The 26,219-nt window shown below is 34.1% G+C and carries 22 protein-coding genes and 1 tRNA gene; 7 read left to right on the top strand and 16 right to left on the bottom strand.

Annotation, left to right across the window (positions count from 1 at the left end; all coding sequences use genetic code 11):
- Positions 1-140: 140 nt before the first annotated feature.
- Together folB and ACFQ0R_RS03835 are read left to right on the top strand one after the other, a co-directional pair.
- Positions 141-500, top strand: coding sequence for a dihydroneopterin aldolase (gene folB, locus ACFQ0R_RS03840; RefSeq protein ID WP_379657055.1), 360 nt, complete (start codon positions 141-143; stop codon positions 498-500).
- Positions 501-563: 63 nt separating this feature from the next.
- Positions 564-634 (top strand) — tRNA-Cys (locus ACFQ0R_RS03835).
- Between the two features lie 52 nt (positions 635-686).
- Here ACFQ0R_RS03835 and ACFQ0R_RS03830 read toward each other — a convergent pair.
- From ACFQ0R_RS03830 to ACFQ0R_RS03805, 6 genes are all read right to left on the bottom strand, one after another.
- On the bottom strand, positions 687-1,391 hold the full coding sequence (locus ACFQ0R_RS03830; RefSeq protein ID WP_379657054.1) for a LysE family translocator: 705 nt from the start codon (positions 1,389-1,391) through the stop codon (positions 687-689).
- A gap of 42 nt (positions 1,392-1,433) precedes the next feature.
- Positions 1,434-3,128 (bottom strand): single-stranded-DNA-specific exonuclease RecJ, encoded by a 1,695-nt coding sequence (gene recJ, locus ACFQ0R_RS03825; RefSeq protein WP_379657053.1) that lies wholly within the window; start codon positions 3,126-3,128, stop codon positions 1,434-1,436.
- A 12-nt stretch (positions 3,129-3,140) separates the two neighbouring features.
- On the bottom strand, positions 3,141-5,834 hold the full coding sequence (locus ACFQ0R_RS03820; protein ID WP_379657052.1) for a PD-(D/E)XK nuclease family protein: 2,694 nt from the start codon (positions 5,832-5,834) through the stop codon (positions 3,141-3,143).
- A 62-nt stretch (positions 5,835-5,896) separates the two neighbouring features.
- On the bottom strand, positions 5,897-7,270 hold the full coding sequence (locus ACFQ0R_RS03815; RefSeq protein WP_379657051.1) for an OmpA family protein: 1,374 nt from the start codon (positions 7,268-7,270) through the stop codon (positions 5,897-5,899).
- Between the two features lie 70 nt (positions 7,271-7,340).
- Positions 7,341-8,543, bottom strand: a complete 1,203-nt coding sequence (gene kbl / locus ACFQ0R_RS03810) for a glycine C-acetyltransferase (protein WP_379657050.1) — start codon at positions 8,541-8,543, stop codon at positions 7,341-7,343.
- A gap of 21 nt (positions 8,544-8,564) precedes the next feature.
- Positions 8,565-11,711, bottom strand: coding sequence for a UvrD-helicase domain-containing protein (locus tag ACFQ0R_RS03805; RefSeq protein ID WP_379657049.1), 3,147 nt, complete (start codon positions 11,709-11,711; stop codon positions 8,565-8,567).
- A 172-nt stretch (positions 11,712-11,883) separates the two neighbouring features.
- Here ACFQ0R_RS03805 and ACFQ0R_RS03800 point away from each other — a divergent pair, with 172 nt between their 5' ends.
- The gene (locus tag ACFQ0R_RS03800) at positions 11,884-12,492 is read left to right on the top strand and encodes a superoxide dismutase (RefSeq protein WP_379657048.1); all 609 of its coding nucleotides are present in this window, start codon (positions 11,884-11,886) and stop codon (positions 12,490-12,492) included.
- Positions 12,493-12,543: 51 nt separating this feature from the next.
- Here the strand turns inward: ACFQ0R_RS03800 and ACFQ0R_RS03795 are convergent, their stop codons facing one another.
- The 3 genes from ACFQ0R_RS03795 to ACFQ0R_RS03785 all read right to left on the bottom strand — a co-directional run bounded on the left by ACFQ0R_RS03795 (position 12,544) and on the right by ACFQ0R_RS03785 (position 15,194).
- Positions 12,544-13,584, bottom strand: coding sequence for a glycosyltransferase family 9 protein (locus ACFQ0R_RS03795; protein ID WP_379657047.1), 1,041 nt, complete (start codon positions 13,582-13,584; stop codon positions 12,544-12,546).
- A gap of 1 nt (position 13,585) precedes the next feature.
- Positions 13,586-14,194 carry a DUF4254 domain-containing protein gene (locus tag ACFQ0R_RS03790; RefSeq protein ID WP_379657046.1) on the bottom strand — a complete coding sequence of 203 codons (609 nt, stop codon included), beginning with the start codon at positions 14,192-14,194 and terminating at the stop codon, positions 13,586-13,588.
- A gap of 73 nt (positions 14,195-14,267) precedes the next feature.
- Positions 14,268-15,194 carry a DUF6427 family protein gene (locus tag ACFQ0R_RS03785; protein ID WP_379657045.1) on the bottom strand — a complete coding sequence of 309 codons (927 nt, stop codon included), beginning with the start codon at positions 15,192-15,194 and terminating at the stop codon, positions 14,268-14,270.
- A gap of 46 nt (positions 15,195-15,240) precedes the next feature.
- Between ACFQ0R_RS03785 and ACFQ0R_RS03780 the strand changes: the two genes are divergently transcribed.
- Positions 15,241-15,489: a DUF6341 family protein gene (locus ACFQ0R_RS03780; RefSeq protein ID WP_379657044.1), complete on the top strand. Its 249-nt coding sequence runs from the start codon at positions 15,241-15,243 to the stop codon at positions 15,487-15,489.
- On the opposite strand, the gene purD is transcribed toward ACFQ0R_RS03780, so the two are convergent.
- Positions 15,481-16,764 carry a phosphoribosylamine--glycine ligase gene (gene purD, locus ACFQ0R_RS03775; protein WP_379657043.1) on the bottom strand — a complete coding sequence of 428 codons (1,284 nt, stop codon included), beginning with the start codon at positions 16,762-16,764 and terminating at the stop codon, positions 15,481-15,483. The genes ACFQ0R_RS03780 and purD overlap by 9 nt on opposite strands.
- Before the next feature lie 34 nt (positions 16,765-16,798).
- On the opposite strand from purD, the gene ACFQ0R_RS03770 reads away from it, so the two are divergent.
- Together ACFQ0R_RS03770 and pdeM are read left to right on the top strand one after the other, a co-directional pair.
- Positions 16,799-18,154, top strand: a complete 1,356-nt coding sequence (locus tag ACFQ0R_RS03770) for a phenylacetate--CoA ligase family protein (protein ID WP_379657042.1) — start codon at positions 16,799-16,801, stop codon at positions 18,152-18,154.
- Between the two features lie 69 nt (positions 18,155-18,223).
- Positions 18,224-18,853 (top strand): ligase-associated DNA damage response endonuclease PdeM, encoded by a 630-nt coding sequence (pdeM, locus tag ACFQ0R_RS03765; protein ID WP_379657041.1) that lies wholly within the window; start codon positions 18,224-18,226, stop codon positions 18,851-18,853.
- Between the two features lie 3 nt (positions 18,854-18,856).
- Here pdeM and ACFQ0R_RS03760 read toward each other — a convergent pair whose 3' ends face one another.
- The 3 genes from ACFQ0R_RS03760 to ACFQ0R_RS03750 form a co-directional block, all read right to left on the bottom strand.
- Positions 18,857-19,510: an HD domain-containing protein gene (locus ACFQ0R_RS03760; RefSeq protein ID WP_379657040.1), complete on the bottom strand. Its 654-nt coding sequence runs from the start codon at positions 19,508-19,510 to the stop codon at positions 18,857-18,859.
- Positions 19,511-19,515: 5 nt separating this feature from the next.
- Entirely contained in the window at positions 19,516-20,253 is a 738-nt protein-coding gene (locus ACFQ0R_RS03755) for a lysophospholipid acyltransferase family protein (RefSeq protein WP_379657039.1), read from the bottom strand.
- A 133-nt stretch (positions 20,254-20,386) separates the two neighbouring features.
- A complete protein-coding gene (locus tag ACFQ0R_RS03750) occupies positions 20,387-20,797 on the bottom strand; it encodes a BrxA/BrxB family bacilliredoxin (protein ID WP_379657038.1) in 411 nt (136 codons plus the stop codon).
- A gap of 148 nt (positions 20,798-20,945) precedes the next feature.
- Between ACFQ0R_RS03750 and ACFQ0R_RS03745 the strand changes: the two genes are divergently transcribed.
- Positions 20,946-21,722 (top strand): TerB family tellurite resistance protein, encoded by a 777-nt coding sequence (locus ACFQ0R_RS03745; protein WP_379657037.1) that lies wholly within the window; start codon positions 20,946-20,948, stop codon positions 21,720-21,722.
- On the opposite strand, the gene recO is transcribed toward ACFQ0R_RS03745, so the two are convergent.
- From recO to gdhA, 3 genes are all read right to left on the bottom strand, one after another.
- Positions 21,723-22,442 (bottom strand): DNA repair protein RecO, encoded by a 720-nt coding sequence (gene recO / locus ACFQ0R_RS03740; protein WP_379657036.1) that lies wholly within the window; start codon positions 22,440-22,442, stop codon positions 21,723-21,725. It abuts the gene before it with no gap.
- The gene (porZ, locus tag ACFQ0R_RS03735; protein WP_379657035.1) at positions 22,442-24,733 is read right to left on the bottom strand and encodes a type IX secretion system anionic LPS delivery protein PorZ; all 2,292 of its coding nucleotides are present in this window, start codon (positions 24,731-24,733) and stop codon (positions 22,442-22,444) included. The genes recO and porZ overlap by 1 nt, the downstream gene beginning before the upstream one ends.
- Before the next feature lie 120 nt (positions 24,734-24,853).
- Entirely contained in the window at positions 24,854-26,197 is a 1,344-nt protein-coding gene (gene gdhA / locus ACFQ0R_RS03730) for an NADP-specific glutamate dehydrogenase (protein ID WP_379657034.1), read from the bottom strand.
- Between the last annotated feature and the right edge of the window lie 22 nt (positions 26,198-26,219).

Below are 26,219 nucleotides of genomic sequence, written 5' to 3'. Positions count from 1 at the left end.
AAGTAAGACCATTAAAATTCAGAATTGTTACAGTGTTACTTGTTACAAAATTGTTAAAATTTAAATAAGATTTATGACTAAGAGTTCCTCGAAGTGCGTTTTGGTATATAGTCTGGTTTATATTTGCCTTAAAAAAGGAATTGGATACGATTAGCCTAAATAATATACGTGTTTATGCCTATCACGGCTGTTTGCCAGAAGAAACTAAAATAGGTAGTGATTATAGGATAGACCTTAGCGTAGAAGCGAATTTAGATCTTTCTGCTGAGTCTGATGTTTTGTCTGATACAGTAGATTATGTTCACCTCAATAAAATTGTAAAAGATGAAATGTCCCAACCTTCGAAACTTCTGGAACATGTGGCAAAAAGAATTTTGGATAGAATCTTTTCTGAATTGAGTCCGGTACAAGCTTCAAAAGTGAAAGTTGCAAAGCTCAATCCTCCGTTGGGTGGAGATGTAGAAGATGTAAGCATCACCTTGTCTAGAAAACGAGATTAAATCTTATTTTCATAATCCTGTTGAGGATTGAAATAATTTCATAAATTTGCATTTCCAAAAAATGGTGTCGTGGCCGAGTGGCTAGGCAGTGGTCTGCAAAACCATCTACAGCGGTTCGAATCCGCTCGACACCTCAAAAGTTATGTCTTAAAGCCTGATTCATGTGGAATCAGGCTTTTTTTATTTTCAATCTATCATTTTAGAATTAAAGAAACTAACCCTATCTGTATCAAAATTATTTTCAATCTCTTCTATTTTTTCAGGCATTATACCTCTTAGCATTAAGATTAAACCAAAAATTATAAGTAAAAAGCTAATTCCCTTTTTGAAAAATGCAATTCTAGTGGGAGTGAGTTTTTTATTTAATTTTTTAGCGAGTAGTATTTTAAAGATATCGATGACAAGGTAAGTCACAATAATGGTTGTAAAGAACACAATAAGCCTGGAGCCTTCCATTTCTAAAGAAGGACCAAAAATAATCAATAAACCAAGCCAAAAACCAAGCACGCCAATATTGATAAAGTTGAGTAAAAAGCCTTTGACAATAATTCCAAAAATATCTTTCCGTTTTAGCTTCTGAACTTCAAAATCTGCTTTTGTATAGGTTGCTCTTTTGGCTTTTATGTATGCAATAAGACCATAAATAGTAAGTATACTACCTCCAAATATAAAAAGTGCAGGATCGTCTTTGATGCTTCTCAGCAATTGATTGGTGCTGAAATAAGCTATAAAAATGAAAACTATATCAGCCACAATTACACCCATGTCAAAGGCAAATGCAGCTCTAAATCCTCGCATTGCAGCCGTTTCTAGCAAAACAAAAAAGGCTGGCCCTACCATAAATGCTAAAAAAAAACCTAGTGGAATTCCTGAAAGTATGTCTTGTAACATGAAGCCTTATTCAGTTTGTGAGTCAAAGTTAAGGATTTGTAACTAATTCGATTCTTTGATGTCTTTTAGATTTAGCTGAAGCGAAGTCGTTCCATTCCATTCGTTTTCTTCAATGGTGAAAATAATATCAAAAGGTTCGTTTAAGTCCATTATTTCCTTTTTATTTCCCAATCCAAAACCAATTGCCGTTATAACAATACCATTTTGTAATAGATTTGTTTTTAAATGAAGACCTTCCTCGCCAAGAGCTTTTACAAAACCAGTGGTCGACACATTTTTAGAAACGAACGTAGGTTTCATATTTCTAGGACCAAAAGGAGCAAACTGCTTTAAGATTCTAATGAATTTTGGAGTAATATCTTGAAATTGAATTTCAGAATCGTAAGTAATTTCTGGGGTAAGTAAATCTGGATTTATACTTGATTTGACGACTTCTTCAAATTTTGTTTTGAACTTTTCAAAGTTATTTTCTTTCAGTGTCAGGCCAGCAGCGTATTTATGCCCCCCAAATTGTTCTATAAATTCTGAAGAGCTTTCCAAGGCATCATACACATCAAACCCTTTGACAGACCTTGCAGAAGCGGCTAATTTATCTCCGCTTTTTGTAAAAACTAAAGTTGGCCTATAGTAAGTTTCGGTAAGACGAGAGGCAACGATACCAATCACTCCTTTGTGCCAATGGGATTGGTAAACCACCGTTGTAAATCGTTCTTCTTCTTTGTAATCTTTTATAAGCTGAATCGCCTCTTCAGTAATACTTCGGTCTGCATCTTTTCTACTGGCATTATAAAGTTCGATGTCTTGTGCTAAAGCTTTCACCTTTTCAAGATTGGTTTCACAAAGCAATTCGGTGGCAAGTAAGCCATGTTTCATACGGCCAGCAGCGTTTATTCTCGGTCCTATCATAAATACCACATCGGTAATGGTGAGTTCTTTTTTCTTGGTTTGCTCCAAAATCGCTTTAAAAGCAGGCCGCCTTCTTGAGTTGATTAGCTTTAAACCAAAATGAGCAAGAATTCTATTTTCACCTGTGATAGGTACAATATCAGAACCAATCGCTGTCGCAACAAGGTCTAGATACTTATAGATTTCTTTTTGTGGCTTCTCTAATTTAATTTGTAAGGCTTGTACGAGTTTAAAACCAACACCGCACCCACAAAGCTCATCATAAGGATAGTTACAATCTTCTTGTTTTGGATCCAAAACAGCTATAGCATCTGGGATTTGATTCCCAGGTCTGTGGTGATCGCAAATGATAAAGTCTATACCTAAGTTTTTTGCATAATTTACTTTTTCAATCGCCTTTATACCACAATCCAAAGCAATGATAAGGTCTATGCCATTTGCTTTCGCATGATCTATTCCTTTATAAGAAATGCCGTAACCTTCATCGTACCGATCTGGAATGTAACTCAAAACCTCAAAACCTAAACCTCTTAAGTAAGTACTCATGAGAGCAACGCTAGTGGTTCCGTCCACATCATAATCACCAAAAACCATGACGGGTTTCTTTTCATTACGTTTTTGAAGAATTAAATCACTAGCTTCTTGCATCCCTTTCATTAAAAAAGGATCATGAAGTTTGTCTAAACTTGGTCTGAAAAAGTTTTTGGCATCTTCAAAAGTTTCTATTCTTCTTTTGACAAGAAGTTCTGCAATAGGTTGATCAACACCAATTGATTCTTGTATGTGGTTTATTTTTGTAGGATCTGCTTTTTCGATTAAAGTCCAGCGCATAAGCTATTTGTTCTAAACAGGTTTTTCAGTAAATGGAATTTCCGAATTTAATATTTCCAAAATTAGAGTTTCCAATTCAATTTTAAACTCTCCTACCATTTCTTTCAAATTTAAGTTTGAATCTGAACATGTCATGAAACCTGTCTTAAGATTTTTAAATGAGATAATTCCTGCTTCAGCATTTTCACCCAAATTGTCTTCTTTCAAAAGCACATAGAACAAAACTTGAAATGCTTTCGAATATTTGTAATCTTCAGTAAAATCTAGCCAGTTTTCAGGTATTTTAAGCTGTTTTGCTTCTACCTTACCTGTTTTATAATCAATGATTCTCATTTTATCATTAAATAAATCAACTCGATCTACAGTACCTTTCAGTTTGATTTTGAATTCTATTCCATCAAGGTCAAGGTATTTTTCACCAACTTTTTCTAATTCTACTATTTTGATTTTATTATTTTTTACACTCTTTCTTTCTTGGAGGAGAAATCGCTTGACCTGTTGCTTGGCTATTTCAAAATCAATAAGATTTTTTCCATTTCTCAAAGCTTCCTCTTGAAATTTCTTCTCAAAGAGTAAAGTTAATGTTTTTGGGTAGTTGTCGAGCATCCAGTTTATGTTAGGCTCGGTCAGAACTTTACCTCTATAATTTCTATATATCAGGTCTAAGCAATCGTGAATAACTGTACCTAGAGTTTTATGAGAAATATCCTCTTCTATCTCTTCAGTTTCCTGCAATCCTAAAACATACCGGTTGTAAAAGTCAATAGGATTTCTAATATATGTTGTAAGAGCAGAAGGAGAAATACCACTGGTAAACAAAGACCTAAGGTGTGCCATCATTTCTGGAGTTTTTTCTACACTTTTTAGAGATAATTTATCGGCTTCGGTGCTAGAAGATACTGCATAATTTATAATGGAATGCTTAGTCATGCTAAATGTTTCTAGCTGTGTTAGAAATCTACTTTTTTCTGCTTTTTCTATTCCAGAAGTAGAGTTGTTATAGGTGAAATGACAATTCTCTGCTCGTTGTATTAACCTAAAGAAGTGATAAGCATAAATCGCATCCTTTTCTTTAAAGGTTGGAAGTTTATATGCTTTCTTCAGATCAAAAGGGATAAAGCTGTTTTGAGATTTTCCAGAGGGTAAAATCCCTTCATTGACAGATGTTATGATGATGTTTTTGAAATCAAGAACCCTTGTCTCCAGCATTCCCATTATCTGAAGGCCTTCATGTGGGGAGCCCTCAAAGTCTAAAGTTTCAGAAGAAAGTGTATCTAGGTATATTTGATAAAAGACTTTAAAATCATTTATTAAATCTGATTTTGCTAATAAATTTTTTAACTTATTAAATAGCTTCTTGAAGCCAAATAAATACTCGAGCGATAATTTCTCTTCTAAGAAATTTGCTTTTAGTAGTTCGATTATCTCAAGACAATTATTAAGAAATTGATCAACTGAAATGTCATGATTACTTAAGCTCAATTTAAGTATTTCGATCAACGAGTCATCTAATTCTTTTATACTGTATAAAAAGTCTTTTTTAGACTGAAATACAGTATTGTTTTCGTTTAAGCTTTTTTTAATGGAACGGATATCTTCACTGAAACATTTTTTAACTGCCGGGTGTTCAAGCAACTCAAATATTTGTTTGTAATGTAAATCAACCTGATTAGAGGTCCTTATATTGAAAAGGGTATCAAAAAAAGAAGCAAAACTGGTACTTCCTAAAGGTAATCCCATAGTAACATTAACACCCGGTATATTTTCTGGTAATGAATTTAGGATAGGTTGAAGTAAGGTTTCGTCGCCTAGAATTAAAGCAGTTTCATTTAATTCGTGATCAGGTATCTTTGAAAGAATATCACCCACAAGTTTAGCCTGACCGATTTTTTTTGGAACACCATAAAGACTTATATTTTTTTTATTTCTAAAGCTGTTACTTGAAGCTTCAATTTTTTTCGAGGAATAAAAGGGCCAACTCTTGGAATAAGCTCTCATGAACATTCCAGCAGAATTCTCTTTTAATAGATGATCATCAATGTCCCAAAATATTTCACCTCTTTTCTTTGCTAGGATATATTGAAATATTGTCTCCTCACAAGAGTTTAGAGCATTAAAGCCAATAAAATAGAATTGCTTATCACTTAAATTGACATAACTTTCGATCTTCGATACAGCCTCTCTATAAGCCATACCTTGGTAAGCTTTTTTATCTGCTTTTAATTTAATTTTTAGCTCATTATGATATTTAGGCAAAGTTTCCCAGAAGTCAATGTAGTTTTTTACTAATTCTGTTTTGATTTCTGATTTTGACCAATGTTCAATATCTTTAATGGCTTTCAGATTACCGAAAAATTGTTCTGAATCAATTTGATAACGATCAATTTCATTAAAATCTTGAATAATGTACTGTCCCCAATTATAGACCTGCTCTAAGGGTTCTTGCTTATTAGGATTTGTATTTTCTTTATATATTTCATAGAAATTGAACAAAGTTTCTAAACTATCTATAAGATTTACTTCAGATACTTTTTCGATAAATTCTTCAATGCTTTGTATAGGGGGGACCAAAAAACTTTCATTTTGATCTTGCAAAAGTTCCTTTGAAAAGGCTTGAGCTGCTCTCCGGCTTGGTAATATAAAGTGACTTTTGTTGAGGTCATTAATTTTAAATTTTGCTACAACCTTTGATATAAAACTTTCCATGGGTTAAAAATAAAAAAACACCCCTATTTGGGGTGTTTTAAAAAATATTAATTTGAAGAATATTATTTTTTCAAATTAATTTCAACTCTTCTGTTTTCGGCTCTACCAGCTCTTGTATTGTTAGTAGCCACAGGTCTTTCTTCTCCGAAACCTGCTGATGATAATCTAAATTCATCTACACCGTTTTCTACTAAATATGATTTTACAGAAAGTGCTCTAGCTTCAGAAAGTCTCATATTATTTTGAGCACTACCAACACTATCGGTATGACCTTCAACTGTAAACTTAGCGTTTGGATATTCATCTAAGATTGCAATTATAGCACTTAAAGCTTCTTCAGAATCTTTAGTAATAGTTGTTTTGCCAGTATCAAAATTGATAGTTTTAGCATACTCATTCAATTCTTTTTGAACTTCTTCAGTTACTTCTGGGCAACCGTTATTTGCTCTAGTACCAGCAACATCTGGACACATATCATCTTTGTCTAATACACCGTCACCATCTGTGTCTGGGTAAGGACATCCATTATTTGCTTTTGGCCCAGCTTCATTAGGACACTCATCATTTTTATCTGCTACTCCATCATTATCTGCATCTGGGCATCCTTTTAAAGCTTTAGTTCCAGCTTCATTAGGACATTCATCGTTTTTGTCTGCAATACCATCACCATCACTATCTGGACAACCGTTAAACTCAGCTAATCCTGCAGTGTCTGGGCACTCATCTTCTTTATCTACAATACCGTCACCATCTGAATCTGGGCAACCATTAAATTCAGCTAAACCTGGAGTATCTGGACACTCATCATCTTTGTCATAAATACCGTCACCGTCTGTGTCAGTACCACCGAAAGAAATAGTCACACCAGCAGTATGTTGAAAGTAATCGTAGTTGTTATCTTCAAAAGCAGTATTGTATGAAGATTTAAGTGTTAAAGCAATATTGTCTGAGAACCAGAAATTCATACCTAGACCAGTATCAAAAGTTGCTGCACCACTATCATCAAGCCAGTAATAACCAGCACCAACGCCTAGGAAGGGATCAAACACTTGACTATTTAATAAATTTTTGAAATTATATTCAACTCCTGCCCCTAAATTGTAGAAACTTAGGTCACCAGCGGGAACATTGCCTAATTGATCAATCTGGTTTATAGATCCACTCAATCTTGCAGAAAAGCCATCTCCAACATATCTTTTTACTTCAATTAAAGATATCGAAGGAATAAAATTCCAGTTATCAGCTAAGTTGAAATATTCATCAAAAATTTCTCCGCTACCAATTACTCCTGGTGAACTATCATTGCCGGCTGCATAAAAATCTACTGCGTTAGTACCGATAACTACAGCCCAAGGGTTGTTTTCATCTTGTGCTTGCGTAGTTGCAACTCCTAATGTGAGTGCAAATAGCAAAAAAAGTTTGTTTAATTTTTTCATGTTTTTTTGTTTTAGTTTACTTAAATATATTCAATAATTAACAAATGTAAAATTAAAATTGCTAAAAAAGTTAATTTTCAATAATTTTTAAGTGTTTACCGACCTTGATAAAGGCTTCAATAGCTGCGTCTAAATGCTTTTTCTCATGAGCAGCAGATAATTGAACTCGTATTCTAGCTTTTCCTTTAGGTACCACAGGGTAGAAAAATCCAATAACATAAATACCCTCTTCTAGCAGCAATGACGCCATTTCCTGAGATAATTTTGCATCATAAAGCATAACTGGTACAATTGCAGATTCTCCATCTATAATATCAAAACCTGCTTCTTTAATATGTCTCTTAAAATAAGCTGTATTGTCTTTCAGTTTTTTTCTTAAAGTATTGTCTTTTTTTATGATTTCAAATACTTTTAATGATGCTCCTACAATTGAAGGAGCTAGAGAATTTGAAAATAAATAAGGCCTTGATCTTTGTCTTAAAAGATCAATTATCTCTTTTTTGCCTGTTGTGTAGCCTCCCATAGCTCCTCCAAGTGCTTTTCCTAGAGTTCCAGTAATAATATCGATCCTATCTAAAACGCCTTTTTCTTCTAATGTACCGATACCCTTATCACCTATAAAACCAGTTGCATGGCATTCATCTATCATTACTAAGGCTTCATACTTCTCAGCAAGGTCACAAATCTCATCCAAAGGAGCAACTAATCCGTCCATAGAAAAAACACCGTCAGTAACAATTAATATATGCCTTGCTCCGTCTTCTTTCGCTTTTTTAAGCTGCGCTTCAAGATCTGTCATATCCCCGTTCTGATATCTATATCGTGCCGCTTTACAAAGTCTTACACCGTCAATAACAGAGGCATGGTTCAGTGAGTCCGAAATTATTGCATCTTCTTTGGTGAGCAGTGGTTCAAAGACTCCTCCGTTAGCATCAAAACATGCTGCATAAAGTATTGTGTCCTCTGTACCATAAAAACTAGCAATTTCTTTCTCTAACTCTTTATGTATATCTTGAGTACCACATATAAATCTTACGCTGGACATACCAAATCCATGACTATCTAAAGTATCTTTTGCCGCTTTTACTACTTCAGGGTGAGAAGAAAGCCCTAAATAATTATTTGAGCAGAAATTCAGAACACTTTCGCCTGAGTCTAAAGTGATTTCTGCACCTTGTGGAGAAGTAATAATTCTTTCTTTTTTATAAAGACCTTCATCCTTAATATTTTGAAGTTCTTCTTTGAGTTGGTTTTGTAATTTATTAGAATACATATATTTCAATTTTGTACAAATTTAAACAATCTTTACTTCAATAGAATTGTTTACGTAAATGAGCAACTTCTTCTTAACATTATATTTTAAACCGCTTAATGCTTCAGCGTATTCATTGATTTGTTGTGTATGTTGATTGGAGGGGAGTCCAGTTTTATAATCTATTAAGAAAGCATCCCTTCCTTTTAAGTTAACTCTATCTGGCCTCAATAGTTTATTTTCAAAGTAAATATCTCTCTCATTCCAAACTTCATAATCTCCATTGAAAAATTCTGATAATTCCTCGTGAGATAGGATTGAATTTAATAAATCTGTAAAATAAGATTTCTCATTTTCTGCAATATATCCATCTTCAAAATGTTTAGTAATTGAATGTTCAGAATCTCTTTTGTGTTCAATTTTGGACAAAATTGAATGAATCAAATTTCCTTTATCTAGAGCTTCTTCTAGTTCTTTGTTCCACAACCTACCTGCGGTTGTGACAAGATTGAGGTTAAGATCGGGTGATGGAGAGTGGAATTTTAATTCTTTATTTTTAATTTCTTCATTTATATTTATTTGCTTTTTGGGAGATGTAGTCTTACCCCAGTTATATTCAGTATCAGTTTCGATCTCTACATTTTTAGTTTTTTCAAGAAAAGTCATAAAAAGACCAGAAAACGTGTTGAGTTTTATATTACCACTTTTAGTTCTATCATCTTCAGAAATAATAAAAAGTTCATCGGCGGCTCGGGTTAGAGCTACATATAGAATATTTATATTTTCCATTTCTAGGTTATTAATTAGATCGAGATAATTTTCAGAATAAAAAGGATGATCAATATCTTTGCCTGGTTTTGTGATTAACGCAAATGGAAGTTCAAACCTTTCAGGAAGATTCACCCAAATATGACTATTTAACGTATAGTCTATTTGCTGTTTTGCGTAAGGAAAAATTACCACAGGAAACTGCAAGCCCTTACTCTTATGGACAGTCATGATCTGAACAGCATTTTCATTTTCAGTACTAATAATACTTTTTGATTCTCCCTGAAGCTTCCAATACTCTAAAAATGCATTTATACTACCCTGGGTTTTCATGGTAAAATCAAAAATTTCATCTAGGAAAAATTGTAGATACGCATTTGCTTTTTTATCTAATTCAAGTTTAGGAATTAAATATTCTACAGCGTCGTAAAATGGTAGTGAATGAAAATAATCTGGATCTATCGTAAATCCCAAATCACTGAGGCTTTGCCAAAAAATCTCTTTTTCTTTATTTAGGTTATTCTTTAAAAAAATAAACTGTTCTTCTGCTGAAAAATCAAGTCTTTGAGTAATGGCATCCATAACTTCAGCTTTAGAGACTTCATCTGAGTCATCGTTCAGTATATTTAAAAGACTTAGAATCAAACGGACTTGTTCATCAGAATTGATGAGTAAAGTTTCCGATGAAATAATAGGAATTTGGTGCTGATTCAAAAATTCTGCAATGGCGATTCCTTCATTTTTTTTTCTTACCAAAATGCAGATATCACCAAGCTTAAAGCCTTGCTCTTTCTTACTAGAGATTATTTTTAAAACTTCTTCGGGGTAGATTTCATCTCTTTCTTCATTGGTTTTGGCATCTATAAATTTTAAGTTAACATAGCCGTCAGAAGTTTTTTTAGCTTTTTGTAATAGGCTTTTACCGCTGAAAAGATTTTTTAATCTTGTATCACTAAGCTGTTGCCCGACGTGTTCAAAAAATTTATTGTTGAATTCTACAATTGCTTTGCTACTTCTGAAGTTTGTATCTAAAGTCTCAAGCTTAGGCTTTGATGGAAATGGGGAATTTCCTTCGGATAAAGCAATAAATTGATGAGCATCTCCTCCACGCCAAGCATAAATAGATTGTTTTGCATCTCCAACAAGCGTTATAGTTCCCGGAGTTTCTCCTTCAAACATGGAGGCTAAAGCATTTCCTGTCAATGGAATTAAATTCTCCCATTGCATACGAGATGTGTCTTGAAATTCATCTATAAAATAATGCTGAAATTTTTCTCCAAGACGTTCAAAAATAAAAGGTGCAGGTTGCTTTTTTATCTCATCGCTTATTTTCTTGTTGAAATCTGAAATCAACATGATGTTTTCCTCTTTCTTAATAAGTTCCATTTCATTGCTTATAGCTCCAAGCAAGGATAGTTGAGTGATGTTTTTGTAGATCTTTTCGAAAAACTTCCTATCTGAAAATAGCTTTTCACTCAGTTGAAACTTTTCAACAATAAAACTTTTCATGGAGAAAACAAATTGTTTTTTGTCTTCATCTTGATTTTTGGTGACATAAGATTCTTCATTTTCAATATCGAGTTGCCATTTAGCATCAAACTTTATCGCAGAATTATTTTCACTCAATTTTTGAAAGAACTTTGGCAAATACCCTCCTTTAAAATCTTTATATTCTATTGCTTTATTTTCAAGTTCTTTTAGAAAGTCTTTTCCAATTGAAATCAATTGATTGGTAATAGAATCAATCTCCTTTTTAAGTTGATTTTTAAATTCAGAAAAATCCTTCAGACTAAAGTCTCTCAAGGAATTTATATAAACTTCATCTTTCTCATTCAGTAAAAGGCTCGAAGCTTCGAAGATATCTTGGCTTATGTTACCACTTTTGTCATCATTCACTTTCTCAAGTGCAAAATCTATCAAGACATCTGTCAATTCTTTTTCTTTTCCTGCTTTTTCAATTACTCGTTCAACCGCTAGTTGGAGAACTTTTTTGGTATCCATCTCAATATCAAAATTCATGGAAAGTCCTAGATCTTTCGCGAATGTTCTTATGATTCTATGCGTAAAAGCATCTATAGTGGAGATTTCGAAAGCCGCATAGTTATCCAGAATTTCTTTTAAAATAAAGTAGGATTTCTTCTGAATTTGATCCGAAGATAAATTTGTACTTTTCTTTATTAACTGGAACATAGCGTCATCTTCCAGGTGTGGTCTACCTTTAGAAAAAAGAGTGAGATACTCCAAGACTCTAGACTTCATTTCACCAACAGCCTTATTGGTGAAGGTAATAGCCAGAATATTTTGAAAACTCGTGTTTTTAGGGGACGAAAGAAGCAATGTAAGATAGCGTTCTGCAAGCTTAAAGGTTTTGCCAGAACCAGCAGAAGCACTATAAATAGTGAAATTGTGGGATTGTTGCATTCTAAAATTTTACAGGAAAGGTAACAAAACTCATCGTAATCTCTGTTTCAAAAAAGGAGCTATTGAAACTCAAATTATATTTTGTTTTAAGTAAATAATAACATCAAATTTTTCAAAAACAAAGTCTTAATAGTTACTTTTGATGATAATAAATTAACAAAAAATACAAATTATGGCTTTTGAATTACCAAAATTAGATTACGCTCATGATGCTCTTGAGCCACATATCGATAAAAAAACAATGGAAATTCACCATGGTAAGCACCATGCTGGATACACTAGCAAATTGAATGCTGCAATTGAAGGCACAGATTTGGAAGGTAAAACCATCGAAAATATATTAATCAATTTAGATTTATCAAACACAGCTGTTAGAAATAACGGTGGTGGTTTTTACAATCATAGTTTATTTTGGAAAGTAATGTCGCCAGATGGCGGAGGTAAACCTTCTGGAGAATTAGCTAAATCTATTGATGAGTCTTTTGGTTCTTTTGATGCTTTTAAAGATGCTTTTTCTAAGGCAGCCACTGGACAATTTGGATCTGGATGGGCTTGGTTAACAGTTCACAATGGTGGAAAAGTTGAAGTTTGTTCAACAGCAAATCAAGATAATCCATTAATGCCAAACGTTGGTGCAGGTGGAACACCAATTTTAGGAATTGATGTTTGGGAACATGCATACTACCTAAATTATCAAAATAGAAGACCAGATTATATAGATGCTTTCTTTGAAGTAATCAACTGGGAAGAAGTATCAAAACGCTTCTCTGAGAATAAATAATATTCAATACATATTTTTTAATAACTGCCCAATTGGGCAGTTATTTTTGTTTTAGACCAAATTCAACTTTACTTTTTGTAAGACTTCTTCTGGGTCAATATCATGCATGATTTTTTTGTACCCTTTCTGTTTTTTGTTTCCATAAATGGAAGTCGGTAGGAGAGGATGTTTTTCAAGATTTGGTAAGAGTTGTTGCTCTGTGGTTTGACCAAAAGGAGCGAAGCCAGCGTAAGGATGTGTCGATCCCCAGATTGTAATGACATCTACTCCAAATATTGCTGCTAAATGACCATTTCCGCTATCCATAGATAGCATTACATCTAGATTAGAAATCAATTGTAGCTCTTCAGAGAAACTAAATTTCCCAGCTATATTTTCACAGTTTTCAAAGTTTTTAGCTAGCTCATTAAGTTTTTTAATTTCTTTCTTTCCTCCTCCAAATAAATAGATTTGAATATCATGTTCTTTACTTAATTTTGAAATGACTTTTTTCATCATTTTCAAAGGGTATTGCTTAGGGGAATGTGCTGCAAACGGAGCGATACCAACCCGTTTTTTTGAATCATCTAGATTTAAATCTGATTTAACTTCAGAAGAAAGAGAAAGTTTTGTTCTTGGTATGTCAAATTTTTTATCCAGAGGTAGATTCAGTTTTCTGAAAACTTCTGCATAGCGTTGATGAGTTGTCTTTAGTGGCTTCAGGACTTTATTTTTTGGCCTGGTTAATGCTTTTTTCTCTGCACGACCTTTATCTATTCTGAAGTAATCGTGACCAAGAATTTTGATGAACCCGCACAATATTCGAGACCTTAAGACATTGTGTAAATCTGCAATTGAATCGATTTTGAGCTTATGAACTTGTTTTGCTAGAATCCATAAGCCAGAAATGCCTTTATGTTTAGTTTTAACCTCGGCTTTAACGACATTAATTCGTTCAATATGTTCAAATAAATGAGTAAAAAATGGCTTGGTAAGCACTGTGATTTTTACTTTTGGATAAGTCTCCAATAAGTGCATAAGAACGGGAATTGTCATAGCTACATCACCCATTGCAGATAACCTTATCACAAGAATGTGGCTAGGATGCTTCATCTTAGCTTTTGCTTCTTAATACTGGATTCATTTCGTCATCATTGTACATTTTCATCTGTTTGTAAACTTTCATGTATTTATCACCAACTTTAATGTCTTCAAGAAGTTGATCAATAGCAAGAGATAAATCTTTTTGCTGTTCCAGTAATACGTTCAGTTTTGCTTTACAAGCCATTTGGTGTTTTTCTGAAGCGTCTTCTCTGTTAGCCTCTTCATTCATATGGTAAATCTTTAGGGCTAAGATGGATAATCTATCAATTCCCCAAGCTGGACTTTCTGTATTGATCTTTGCGTTTGGTTTTGGTTCAATTGTATCAAAAAGATCCAAAAAATAACTATCGATATATTCTACAGTATCTGTTCTATCTTGGTTTGAGGCATCAATTTTTCTTTTTAAGATTAGCGCATCTTCTGGAGAAATGTTTGGATCGCGGATAAGGTCTTCATAATGCCATTGTACAGTATCTATCCAGCATTTTCTGTAGAGTAGATGTTCGATGAGCGTTTCTTTTTTATCAAAAGGATTATTGAATTCTTGTTCAACATTATCTTTTATATGATAAGTCTCAATAACGCTCTGAAATATTCTATTTGCTTTTTCTGAAAACATGATTTTTTATTTTGTGTGTATGCAAATATACCAAGTGTTTTTAAAACTGACTTTTATTATTGATACAGCCTTATTAATAAAGAGCTGAAAATATTACTCCTGCTATAAACATTATGTAAAGGGTCTCTTTCATCCATTTTTTGGTGGACTTCAATTGAAAGTAATTCCCTATCAAGATAGAAATAGGCAAAATCAAATAAATTGCATCCTTAGCTAAAAGCGTATTGTTTAATATAAGCATTCCAATCGAAACAAGCATAAAAAATAATACTACACTTAAACTTTCATTTTCATGAAGTTTTGCTCTATTGTAAATGTTAGGTAATTGAAAGATTATCCAAATCAGTATAAAGAGAAGAAAAACCAGTAAAACACTATATTTTAAAGTGTCAAAAAACGAGTCAATACCATTGAATTCTGGCAAATAGAAGGAAAGATCAACCCATGTGTTTTTTGAAATCAGGAAATAGGAAATATGCAAGACAAAACCAACTGCTAGACCAACAAGAGGAATAATAAAATGCCTGTAGTTTTGAGACGCATACATGATGACTCCAAAATATATAACGAATAGAAATAGCCAGTGAAAAGGCTCAAACCAAATGGAAATAGAAAGCAACAAGCCAGAATCGAATATTTTCTGTTTTATCTTGGTGTTGGTTTTTAGGCTTAAGATTCTTCTGAAAGAAAGCAACAAAAAAAAGTAGCTCAAAACAAATTCTGTCGACCTTAAAACCTCAGGAAAGGCTATTGTAAGGAGAGCAAAACTTGAAACAGCGTATGTATGTTGTTGATGAATTTTGTTGCGCTTTACTATAAAATTCAGTAGAAATAAAATCAGCAGAAAAACGATCAAAACCCCTATTTTTCGGAAGATCAAAGGTGCATTTACCTCAACGGTTGAAGAAATAAAATTTTCTACAAAAAAGGCCACGACAAATAAAATGCTTAAAACAGCAAAAGCAATGGGTTTTGAATGACTAAAAAGCCTTGTTAACATGGTCTAATTTATTACTTTTGCAAAGTAAATATAATATAACAGAGACATGAAGGATTTTTTTGAAGGTATTGCAAGTTTATTTGAAGATGGTTTGTTTTTACCTTTAGATGCTCTCAGAGAATTGCAGGATGATTCCTGGTGGGCAGCCAATGGCTTAAATTTTGTTTTTGTACTTATTGTTTTCGTTGCTTTCCTTTACTGGATGAAGCAATTGAAAAGTTTTGATGAAAACGATCAAGAAGACAAAAGCGTTAAAGCACATTCATTTTTAGGCAAAGATGCAGAATTAGACTAAGTCTTTTCCTAAATCTTTTCTATAGAATTTTTTATCAAATTCGATATGCTCCGCATTTTGGTATGCCTTTTCTAAAGCATTTTGATATGTATCTCCAAAAGCAGTCACAGCAATTACACGACCTCCGTTTGTAAGAACCTGGTCGTTTTTACTTTTGGTGCCTGCATGGCAGATGAATATATCAGAACTCTCATCAACTTTATCTAAGCCAGAGATAACTTTATTTTTTTCGTAAGCTTCGGGGTAGCCACCAGATACCATCATAACCGTTGCCGCGTGTTTCGAGTCTACCTCAAGTTGAATCTCCTGCATTTTACCTTCAGCGGTTTTAGACAGGACTTCTAGTAAATCATTTTTAATTCGAGGAATCACCACTTCAGTTTCTGGATCTCCCAGTCTTACGTTGTATTCCACAACAAAAGGTTCATCACCAACTTTCATTAAACCAATGAAGAGAAAACCTGTAAAATCAATAGCTTCTTTATGTAAGCCGTCAATGCTTGGTTTTACGATTTTTTCATCTACTTTTTTCATAAAAGCTTCGTCTGCAAATGGAACAGGGGAAATGGCACCCATTCCTCCAGTATTAAGACCTGTATCTCCTTCTGCAATACGTTTGTAATCTTTAGCATTTGGAAGTGTTAAGTAATTCTTTCCGTCGGTAAGTACAAAAACACTCAGTTCAATCCCGTTCAAAAATTCTTCAATGACAACTTTTTCTGAAGCCTTTCCGAATTTGTTGTTGGTTAACATATTTTCAAGTTCGTCTTGAGCTTCTTTCAAATGCTTCAAAATTAAAACTCCTTTACCTCCAGCAAGTCCATCTGCTTTGAGTACATAAGGAGGGTGCATGGTTTTTAAAAACGCTTTCCCAGCCTCTAGAGTCTCTTTACTAAAACTTTGATAAGCCGCTGTAGGAACTTGGTGAGATCTCATGAATTCCTTAGCACGCTCTTTACTTCCTTCTAGCAAAGCTCCACGCTTAGAAGGGCCAATGATTTTTAAATCTGAAAACTCTTCTCTGTTGTCGAAATAATCTTTGATACCTTCCACGAGAGGGGCTTCGGGGCCAACGATGAGCATATTTATTTCATTCTTTTTGATGGTTTCTGCAACCTCTTCAAAATTGAGAATATCTAGATTAATATTTGTAGCACAAAGCGAAGTTCCAGCGTTGCCAGGAGCAACAAAAAGATTTTCGCAATCTGTGCTTTGAGAAATTTTATGAGCTAAAGTATGTTCGCGTCCACCGCTTCCAAGTATTAAAACGTTCATGAGATTGTTTACTAAGATTATGCTTCAAAAGTAAATGTTTGTAAATTGCTTCACTAATGAAAACATCGAAAATTCTGTGAATCGATTTAAAAACATTTTAAGATTGAAAGGTTTTCCAATAGAAAAGGCTCAAAAAGACCTTGATTCTATTTTGAATATTTCCGATGCTGATTTTCAAGATTATAATGATAATAGGAGACAAGCTATTTTAGATTTTCATCTGAAGAATAATTCAGACTATTCTAAATTCATACAGAAGACTCATTATAATACATGGGATGAAATCCCTATAATGACTAAGGCAGAATTACAGAAACCTCTGAAAGAGAGACTGAGTAAGGGCTATAAATCGTCCACAGTTTTTGTGAATAAAACATCTGGTTCTAGCGGTCATCCCTTTATTTTTGCAAAAGATAAATATGCACATGCGTTAACCTGGGCGCATATCATTTGGCTATATCAACAACATGGTATTGATATGAATTCCTCTTTGGAAGCTAGATTTTATGGAATTCCTAAAGATGTTGTAGGCTATAAAAAAGAACGATTGAAAGATCTTTTGGCCAACAGACACCGGTTTGATATTTTCGATTTATCTGAGAGTAATCTTCACAAGTTTTTGGATTTATTCAAAGAAAAACCTTTTGATTATATCAATGGTTACACTAGTTCTGTCGTTCTTTTTGCGAAATTTCTGAAAGAACAAAACGTTGTTTTAAAATCGGTTTGCCCTACTCTAAAGATTTGTATAACAACCAGTGAAATGCTTTTTGAAGAAGATAGAGAATTACTTAAAAATCAGCTAGGCGTTATAGTCGTTAATGAATATGGAGCTAGTGAACTGGATGTGATTGCTTTTGAAAATGCTAAAGGGGAGTGGCTGTTAAACAATAAAACACTTCATGTTGAAGTAGTTGGTGACCATGGCTTTCCTCTTCCGAATGGGAAAGAAGGTAATATTGTGATTACCTCTCTATATAATAAAGCTCATCCATTTATTCGTTATCAAATTGGTGACAGAGGCATAATTGATGAAAAATCAACAGCCAGAACACCAATTTTAAAATCACTTACAGGCAGAACCAATGACTTTGCAGTTTTACCAAGTGGTAAAAAAGTTCCAGCTCTTAGTTTTTATTATGTTACTAAATCTGTGATTGAAGACTCTGGGCTTGTGAAGGAAGTAAAGATTATTCAGAAAGAGTTATCAGAATTCACAATAGAATATAAAGCTGAAAATGAATTGAATCAAATTCAAAAGCAAAAGATCATAAATGCTGTTGAAACCTACCTAGAGAAAGGATTAGTAATTACCTTCGAAAGGAAAGATGAGCTCGAGCGCTCAAAGAGCGGAAAATTAAAACAGTTTACTTCCCAATTGGATAGTTGAAGCATACGGCTATTTACTTAAAAGGCTAAACTGTATCAATTTCAGAATAAAACTTTAAAATCAAAATTTTTGAAACTTAATTACGGAAATAAAGAATTTATAATGCATCCCAGTGGTTGCCTGTTTTGGCCATCAAAAAACGCACTTTTGATTGCAGATGTGCATTTTGGCAAAGTCGATCATTTTAGGAAAAATGGAAGTGCTTTACCAAGTCAGGTGGGTTTGGAAAACTTCAGAAAATTGAATCAAGTCCTTGAAGAATTTCAGTTAGAAGAGGTCATTTTTCTTGGGGATTTATTTCATTCCACTCAAAATAATGACTGGGATAGATTTACGGCTTGGGTAAATCTGCAAGATGTAAAAATGACCCTTATTGTAGGTAATCATGACATCATTCCTCCTTACAGATTCGAGGATCTTGGACTCAAAGTAGTCTCAGAATTGGTTAATGGGGATTTGTTTTTAACACATCATCCAGAAAAAAGAGAGGGGTTTTTTAATATCTGCGGTCATTTGCATCCTGGCTACAGACTAAGAGGTGAAGGCCGCCAGCAGTTGAAGTTATCTTGTTTTTACAAGAAATCTCATCAGCTCGTTTTGCCAGCATTTGGAGCGTTTACAGGTCATTTTTTGATCGAACCAAAAGAAGATGAAGATGTGTTTGTAGTATCCGAAGAGTTGGTTCTTTCTATTAGATAGAGCTTAAAGTTTCCCTTCCCATTCTTTGTAAAACTGGTCTAGATATTTTTCCATAAACTCATGGCGTTGAGAGGCAATTTCTCTAGCGGTTTTGGTGTTCATTTTATCTTTAAGAAGCAGTAGCTTCTCATAGAAGTGATTTATTGTTGGAGAATTGGACTTTTTATATTCTTCCTTGCTTTGATTTGGATTTCCAGGTACTTCTGGATCGTAAATAGGATTGTTTTTGAAGCCGCCGAAATTGAAGGTCCTGGCAATTCCTATGGCTCCTATAGCGTCAAGGCGGTCTGCATCTTGGACAATATCCAATTCGATGGAATGGAAATCTCCAGAATTGTGGCCTCCTTTGTAGGATACATTTTTAATAATATTCACTACATGTTTTAGAGTTACAGGATCAACAGACTGTGTTTCTAGAAAAGCTTTTGCTTTCTTAGCACCAATTTCTTCATCGCCATTATGAAATTTTGAATCTGCAATGTCGTGAAGTAGACTTGCCAATTCTACAACAAATCCATTGGCAGTTTCTCTGGATAAAATATTTTTGGCATTGTTATAAACTCTCAAAATATGAAACCAATCGTGACCACCTTCAGCATCTTTTAGGGTTTCCTGGACAAAGACTTTAGTGTTCAAAATGATTTGTGATTGTTCCATAAGCTTTAGTCCAGTCGAACGTTTTCTGTAATTTTCTTTTCCATGAGTTGAATCAATTCTGGGATTTCGAAGTTCTTGACTTCAAGGGATTGTAGAACCTCGAGCTTCAAAAAAGCCCCTACACCTAAAGGGAACATTCCATAACGCTGAAGTTTCCACGAGTTGTTCACGCATACGGGAACTACTACAGCATCAGGACAGGCTTCAAATAAAGTTCTAAGTCCGTTGAAAGCAAATTGCTTGGGAATCCCTGTTTTACTTCTAGTTCCTTCAGGAAAAATAACTGCTGCTCTTTTAGTTTCCGAAATATACTTGCCCAGTTTTTTGATTTGACCAAGAGCCTGTTCAGGATTTTTTCTATCGATCAATACCGATCCTCCGTGTCTTAAATTATACGAAATGCCCGGAATGCCTTTGGCCAGTTCTTTTTTGCTGATGAATTTAGGATGTAATTGGCGCATGTACCAAATAATAGGAGGAATATCAAACATGCTTTGATGGTTGGAAACTATAATGTGTGGTCTGTTTTTATCAAAAGTAAATTTGTTGTTATACTGAAACCGGGTTCCTACAAGATTGAGACAGCGTAACAGAAAAAAATTGAAAAGATCTACACTTTTTTTGTGGGCCTGGTAACCAGAAAGATTGAAAGATAACCACTGAAGACCATGAAAAATGACAAGAGTTAATCCAAAGAAGAGGTAAAATATGACAGAAAGAGGATACGATAGGATTTTTTTCATCTGTTGTATGTGATCAAATTTTCATTTACTGAATCAGACTACAATTTACTTATAATTTTAAAGCTATCCTTCGAATATTGACCATAAAAAAAGCCGCTTTTAAGAAAAAGCGGCTTAATTATAGTTTTGATTTCTAGCAGTGCTCATTATAAGCATCCATAAGATTATCTGCAATCATCTCTGCAGGTCTTCCTTCAATATGATGTCTTTCTAGCATATGGACCAGCTCTCCATCTTTGAAGAGTGCCATAGAAGGCGAACTTGGAGGAAATGGGACCATTTTGGCCCTTGCCTCATCAGTAGCTTCTTTATCTACTCCTGCAAAAACGGTTACCAGATGTGTTGGTGTTTTTGCGTTTTGAAGTGATTTTATAGCTCCTGGTCTTGCGTTTGCAGCTGCACAGCCACAAACAGAATTTACGACTACCAATGTTGTTCCTTCCTTAGCTAAAGCAACATCAACATCAGCTTTGCTTTTTAATTCATCAAAACCTACAGCGGTTAATTCTTGCTGCATAGGTTTTACTAATTCTGGTGGGTACATATATTTTGATTTTTATTTAAACTGAATATAAATACAAATGTATAAAAATGTCTTTTATCTACTGTGTTCTTAACATAATGATTTCAATTCTATTGGCTATCGTTTAATCTATCTTAAAAACCACTTGAATATCGAATTAAACCGTTTGATGCTTTTATATTTGCAGTTAAAATTATTTGATTTGAAGTGGATTGGTGCCATTATTGGCTTTTTTTATATGCGTTTTGGTGGCGCAATCTTAGGATTTATTATTGGCTCTATTCTTGACAGGATTTTCAGAGGTTCTTCTTCCAGCAGTGGTGGAGGGTTTGGAAAAATATTCCAAGAACAATCAGCGCAAGTTTCTCCAGGAGATTTTGAACTTAACCTGCTTTCCTTGTCTTCTTTGGTTATAAAAGCTGACGGCAAAGTGACTCAGCAAGAGATGGATTATGTGAGAATGTATTTTGTACAGGCTTATGGTAAAGAAAAAGCTAATGCTACTTTCAAAACCTTTAATGAAGTTATTAAAAGCCGTGAAATCTCTGTAACACGTATCTGTGAGTATTTGAGGCCTAGAGTACGATATGAGGTCAGGCTTCAAATCCTTCATTTTCTGTTTAACATTGCCAACGCAGACGGTCATGTTTCTGATGCAGAATTAAGAACCTTACTAAATATTTCTCAGAATCTTCGCATAGCTAATTCAGATTTTGAAAGCATCAAAGCGATGTTCTTTAAATCTGCAGACGATGCTTATAAAATTTTAGAAATCGAGAAGTCGGCTAGTGATTCAGAAGTTAAAAAGGCTTATAGAACTATGGCTAAAAAATTTCATCCAGATAAACTTCAACATATGGATGAAGCATACCAAAAAGGAGCTCAAGAAAAATTTAATAAAGTTCAAGAAGCCTATGAACGGATTCAGAAGGAAAGGGGATTGTAACTAAAAAATCTGCTGCAGTACTTCAAGTGATTTGGGTTTTTTGAAGCCTTGTAGGTGCAATTCATAATATAACATCATAAAGTCAAGAAAGTTTTTTCGACCTTCTTGATTGAGCTTAATTTGGTTGGCTTCGCTGTAATCTGAATAATTCATCAGTGCTTTGAGTAATTCTGAATTTGAATTATTAAAAGAATAGGAGTTGAGCTCTTTCAGTTGAAAAACTCCATTCAGCATATCGAAGTAGGGAAAGTCAACACTTTGACTGTCCGGATAAAACCCAAGAAACTGAGTTAGTTTTACAATAAAATGGAGGTGGAAGTTTTTGATAGATTCTGCTTCATCCAGGTATACAGAACTGTCTTGTAGAAAATAAAATAAAGCTTCATTTCTTTCTTCTTCCTGAATGCAACTTTTCAAAACTTCAGCCAGAAACATCACCATTGTAGATTTGTAAACATTGTACTGTAAGCTTTGGTAAGGATGAAAAACCTTGACTTCTTTTAGGTATTGAAGGTTTTTATTTTCTTTATGAAAAGCTTCAATTTCCAAGAGTGAGAGGTGTTGAAACATAGACATTCTCAACTTTCCTTTTTTGGATTTACGGATGCCTTTCAGCATGTAAGAAACCAAACCTTTCTCTAAAGTAAAGCATTTGGCGATGACATCTGCTTCACCATATTTTATGCTTGAAATAACAATGGCTTTTGTTTTGATTTGCATCAGCGTATGATCATTAATTTGCCGACATTCGTTTCAATTTGATCTTCACCAGTAACAATAATTAGGTAAACTCCTGAAGCTACTTTATGCTTTCCGAAAGCTTTAGTATCCCATAGAAGAGTGCCGCCAGAAGCAAACTCTTCAAACACAAGATTTCCTGTGACATCGGTTATTTTTACATTAGCGCCATCTGTAAGACCATCTATGGTAACAAGTCCATTATAATTTGGTCTCACAGGATTGGGGAAAGCTCTCAAATTTTCTAAGTCATCATTTTCGGAGGTGATTCGACTAGAATAAGAAAGGAGGCCTCTAGTTGTCCCGAAAAACACTTCACCAGTTGATGGATTGATGGAGACAGTTCTTACACTATTGGTAGGAAGTGGGGAATTTTTTTCATTAAAAATATTAAGGATTTCTCTTCCATTAGGAGACACTTGAAACACCCCAGAATCAGCTGTAGAAATCCATTTATTATTCGCACCATCTACTGTAATATCTGTAATGAATTGTTCAAAAAGTAATTCTTGTGGTAAACCATCTACATCTTCAATTATTATCGGAGAAACAATTATGGACGAATTTTGATCAAATACCGAAGAAGGATTTGGCATTACTCTTAAACCTTCATCAGTACCAATCCATAATCTTGAATTTTGATCTATTTCTAGAGCAGTTATATTTGGATTTACGTTAAAAGAATCTGGAAAATCTACACCATCAACATTACTCGTGATGGCTCTTGACGTGTTAGTACTGCTGTAGTATGCAATAATTCCACTTCTAAGCGTACCAGAAAACACGTTGTTATTTTGGTCTACAACTAAATTTGCTGAGTGAGTTTCTGTAGGATTTGAGGTCCCTTCCGAAGTGTCGGGGAGAGAAAAATTTCCGTCAGCACCTAGTCTTTTAATTTGATGTTCTGTGAGCGAGTTTGAAAAAAATAAATTCCCTTGACTATCGAACCCGCTGGAACCAATACGATTATCATTAATATTTTCAGGAACACCTTCAATGATACTGTTTGAAGAATCATATTTTTGAATTAGCTCATTGTTTTCGATTTCCAAAAGTCCATCAAAAAAACTGCTTACAAAAATACGATTTGGATTTTGAGGATCAACTGTTACGTGCGATAGCTCTGCAGCATTTCCAAGATTCTCTGGCTTTATATTAATCCAACCTTCCTCAGAAAGCCTGCTTAAGCCTCTTATATTTATTGGGAACGGGTTATAGAATTGACTATATTCTCCAAAAGTGACCCACAAATCTGTAGGTGTAGCCTTAAGGCTAAAAATTCTATTTAATAAAGGGCCCTCTGGACTTAATTCTGAAAACGTCTGAGTGGATTCAGATTCCAAACTCAATAAACCTAAAGTTGCATGTCCCAAATAATACGCACCATTGCTGGCAACCGAAGTGTTTACGTTGAATTCTGCACCTTGAAGTTGGTTGATGAATACGTCCAAATTTAACTCTGGATTGTAAGCTAAGACCTGGTTGGCAGCCGTGATAACAAGTCGATCACCGCTCACATTAAACCCTGTTACATTGGATCCGATCGCTTCAAAAACAGATGAATTACCATTTTCTAACTTGAAAATGCTGTTGTTGTTTCTTAATCCAAATATACTATTGGAAAACGTTAGCACTCCTTTCCAGTTTCCACCATATTCCGTTTGCCAATTCCGAAAATCAACAAGGTTTGGATTATTTAGACTTGCTGTTTTTATTCCTTCACTTGTAGTTGCAGCATATATTTTTCCGTCTGAAACAGTTATTTGATTTATCTGAATTTGATCTCCGTTATCACCAATAAAGAAAGAATCCCTAAACTCTAAGTTTTTTAAATCATATTCAGCAATGCCAAAATCTGTAGAAATAAACAAACTGCCTTCAAATTCATAAAAATGATTGATTCGTTTTCTGTTTGGAGAAATGGAAATTTTATCTCTTATATCAACAATAGTAAAAATGTTTAAGTTATTATCCATTACAATTTGAATAAGACCATTTTCGTAGCCTACGCAAGTAAGTCCAAAAGTGCTTGAGTGATAAATTTTCGAGACCTGATCACCTGATAAACCTTCGATAGATGTTACTTTTTCAATAGACTGTGAAAGAACTTCGTAGATAAAGTAAGAGTTTTCCGAGGCTACATAAAGCTTGTTATCACTTTCGTGTAAATCTGTAATGTTATAATAAGAAAAGTAGCTTTTCCAACGGTCAGAGAAGTCTTGTCCTAAAAGCAAACAGGGTAAAAGTAATATTAAAAATGAAAAATTCTTCATGCGATTGTTCTCTTAATTAAGAACTAATTTAAAGATGATTTTATTATAAACTGGTAAGCAATATTAAAAAAGCCAGTCAAATTAATTTGACTGGCTTTTAATAATTGTAAATTATAAAATTTATACTGCTCCTTGAGCAATCATAGCATCAGCCACTTTCACAAATCCTGCAATATTTGCTCCTTTTACGTAATCCACATAACCACTGTCATCTTTTCCGTAAGTAACACAAGCTTCGTGAATATCGTTCATGATTTGTTTTAGTTTAGTATCTACTTCTTCAGCTGTCCAGTTATATCTCATAGAGTTTTGAGACATTTCTAAACCAGAAGTTGCAACACCTCCTGCATTGGAAGCTTTTCCAGGTGAGAACAAAATTTTGTTTTTAAGGAAAATTTCAATTGCTTCTGGAGTACAAGGCATATTGGCACCTTCTCCTACAAGAACACATCCATTATCAACAAGAGCCTGAGCATCCTCTTTTAAAAGTTCGTTTTGTGTAGCACATGGCATAGCGATATCACCTTTTTCATTCCAAGGCGTTTTTCCTTCTTCATACTTTGCACTTGGATATTGATCGAGGTATTCTTTGATTCTTCCTCTTTTCACATTTTTCAAGTCCATGATAAATTTTAGCTTTTCGCTATCAATACCATCTTTATCGAAAATATAACCGCTGGAGTCTGACATAGTTAGAATCTTTGCGCCCAATTCAATCGCTTTTTCCGCAGCAAATTGAGCTACGTTTCCTGATCCTGATATCAGAATGGTTTTTCCCTCAAGCGTGTCGCCCTGAGTTTCAAGCATGTTTTTTGTAAAGTATACATTACCATATCCAGTAGCTTCTGGACGTATTAGTGAGCCTCCAAAAGATTGCCCTTTTCCGGTTAAAATGCCTGTAAATTCATTTTGGATACGTTTATACTGACCAAAAAGATAACCTACTTCACGACCTCCAACTCCAATATCACCAGCAGGAACATCAGTATCATTTCCTATGTGTCTGTATAATTCTGTCATAAAGCTTTGACAGAAATTCATAACTTCATTATCAGATTTACCTTTAGGGTCGAAATCAGATCCACCTTTACCACCTCCCATAGGAAGTGTTGTAAGACTATTTTTGAAAACTTGTTCAAAAGCTAAGAATTTCAGAATACTTAAATTCACAGAAGGGTGAAATCTTAAACCACCTTTGTAAGGACCAATCGCTGAGTTCATCTGTACTCTAAAGCCTCTGTTTACTTGGATTTCACCGTTGTCGTCTACCCAAGTAACTCTGAACATTATGACACGTTCTGGCTCAACCATACGTTCTAATAACTTATGGTTTTTATATTTTGGATTTTGTTCCATAAACGGTATGATAGCTTCTGCTACTTCATGGACTGCTTGAAGAAATTCGGGTTGGTTAGGATTTCTCTCTAATACGCTGTCAAGAAATCCTTTTAGGTCTTTATTCATTTTATTATTCTTATTTATGAGT

This window comes from Psychroflexus salinarum (assembly GCF_042677225.1).
GTDB lineage: Bacteria > Bacteroidota > Bacteroidia > Flavobacteriales > Flavobacteriaceae > Psychroflexus > Psychroflexus salinarum.
The sequence above is the reverse complement of the archived record's forward strand: the minus strand, read 5'-3'. Positions and strand labels throughout refer to the sequence as shown.

Coding starts and splice junctions, on each gene's coding strand:
- ACFQ0R_RS03790 (WP_379657046.1), bottom strand. CDS start 14,194: ATGTTTTCAGAAAAAGCAAATAGAATATTTCAGAGCGTTATTGAGACT.
- ACFQ0R_RS03745 (WP_379657037.1), top strand. CDS start 20,946: ATGCTTTTATATTTGCAGTTAAAATTATTTGATTTGAAGTGGATTGGT.
- ACFQ0R_RS03830 (WP_379657054.1), bottom strand. CDS start 1,391: ATGTTACAAGACATACTTTCAGGAATTCCACTAGGTTTTTTTTTAGCA.
- recO (WP_379657036.1), bottom strand. CDS start 22,442: ATGCAAATCAAAACAAAAGCCATTGTTATTTCAAGCATAAAATATGGT.
- ACFQ0R_RS03800 (WP_379657048.1), top strand. CDS start 11,884: ATGGCTTTTGAATTACCAAAATTAGATTACGCTCATGATGCTCTTGAG.
- gdhA (WP_379657034.1), bottom strand. CDS start 26,197: ATGAATAAAGACCTAAAAGGATTTCTTGACAGCGTATTAGAGAGAAAT.
- ACFQ0R_RS03780 (WP_379657044.1), top strand. CDS start 15,241: ATGAAGGATTTTTTTGAAGGTATTGCAAGTTTATTTGAAGATGGTTTG.
- ACFQ0R_RS03795 (WP_379657047.1), bottom strand. CDS start 13,584: ATGAAGCATCCTAGCCACATTCTTGTGATAAGGTTATCTGCAATGGGT.
- ACFQ0R_RS03750 (WP_379657038.1), bottom strand. CDS start 20,797: ATGTACCCACCAGAATTAGTAAAACCTATGCAGCAAGAATTAACCGCT.
- kbl (WP_379657050.1), bottom strand. CDS start 8,543: ATGTATTCTAATAAATTACAAAACCAACTCAAAGAAGAACTTCAAAAT.
- porZ (WP_379657035.1), bottom strand. CDS start 24,733: ATGAAGAATTTTTCATTTTTAATATTACTTTTACCCTGTTTGCTTTTA.
- ACFQ0R_RS03820 (WP_379657052.1), bottom strand. CDS start 5,834: ATGGAAAGTTTTATATCAAAGGTTGTAGCAAAATTTAAAATTAATGAC.
- ACFQ0R_RS03815 (WP_379657051.1), bottom strand. CDS start 7,270: ATGAAAAAATTAAACAAACTTTTTTTGCTATTTGCACTCACATTAGGA.
- ACFQ0R_RS03770 (WP_379657042.1), top strand. CDS start 16,799: ATGTTTGTAAATTGCTTCACTAATGAAAACATCGAAAATTCTGTGAAT.
- recJ (WP_379657053.1), bottom strand. CDS start 3,128: ATGCGCTGGACTTTAATCGAAAAAGCAGATCCTACAAAAATAAACCAC.
- ACFQ0R_RS03760 (WP_379657040.1), bottom strand. CDS start 19,510: ATGGAACAATCACAAATCATTTTGAACACTAAAGTCTTTGTCCAGGAA.
- ACFQ0R_RS03785 (WP_379657045.1), bottom strand. CDS start 15,194: ATGTTAACAAGGCTTTTTAGTCATTCAAAACCCATTGCTTTTGCTGTT.
- ACFQ0R_RS03755 (WP_379657039.1), bottom strand. CDS start 20,253: ATGAAAAAAATCCTATCGTATCCTCTTTCTGTCATATTTTACCTCTTC.
- ACFQ0R_RS03805 (WP_379657049.1), bottom strand. CDS start 11,711: ATGCAACAATCCCACAATTTCACTATTTATAGTGCTTCTGCTGGTTCT.
- purD (WP_379657043.1), bottom strand. CDS start 16,764: ATGAACGTTTTAATACTTGGAAGCGGTGGACGCGAACATACTTTAGCT.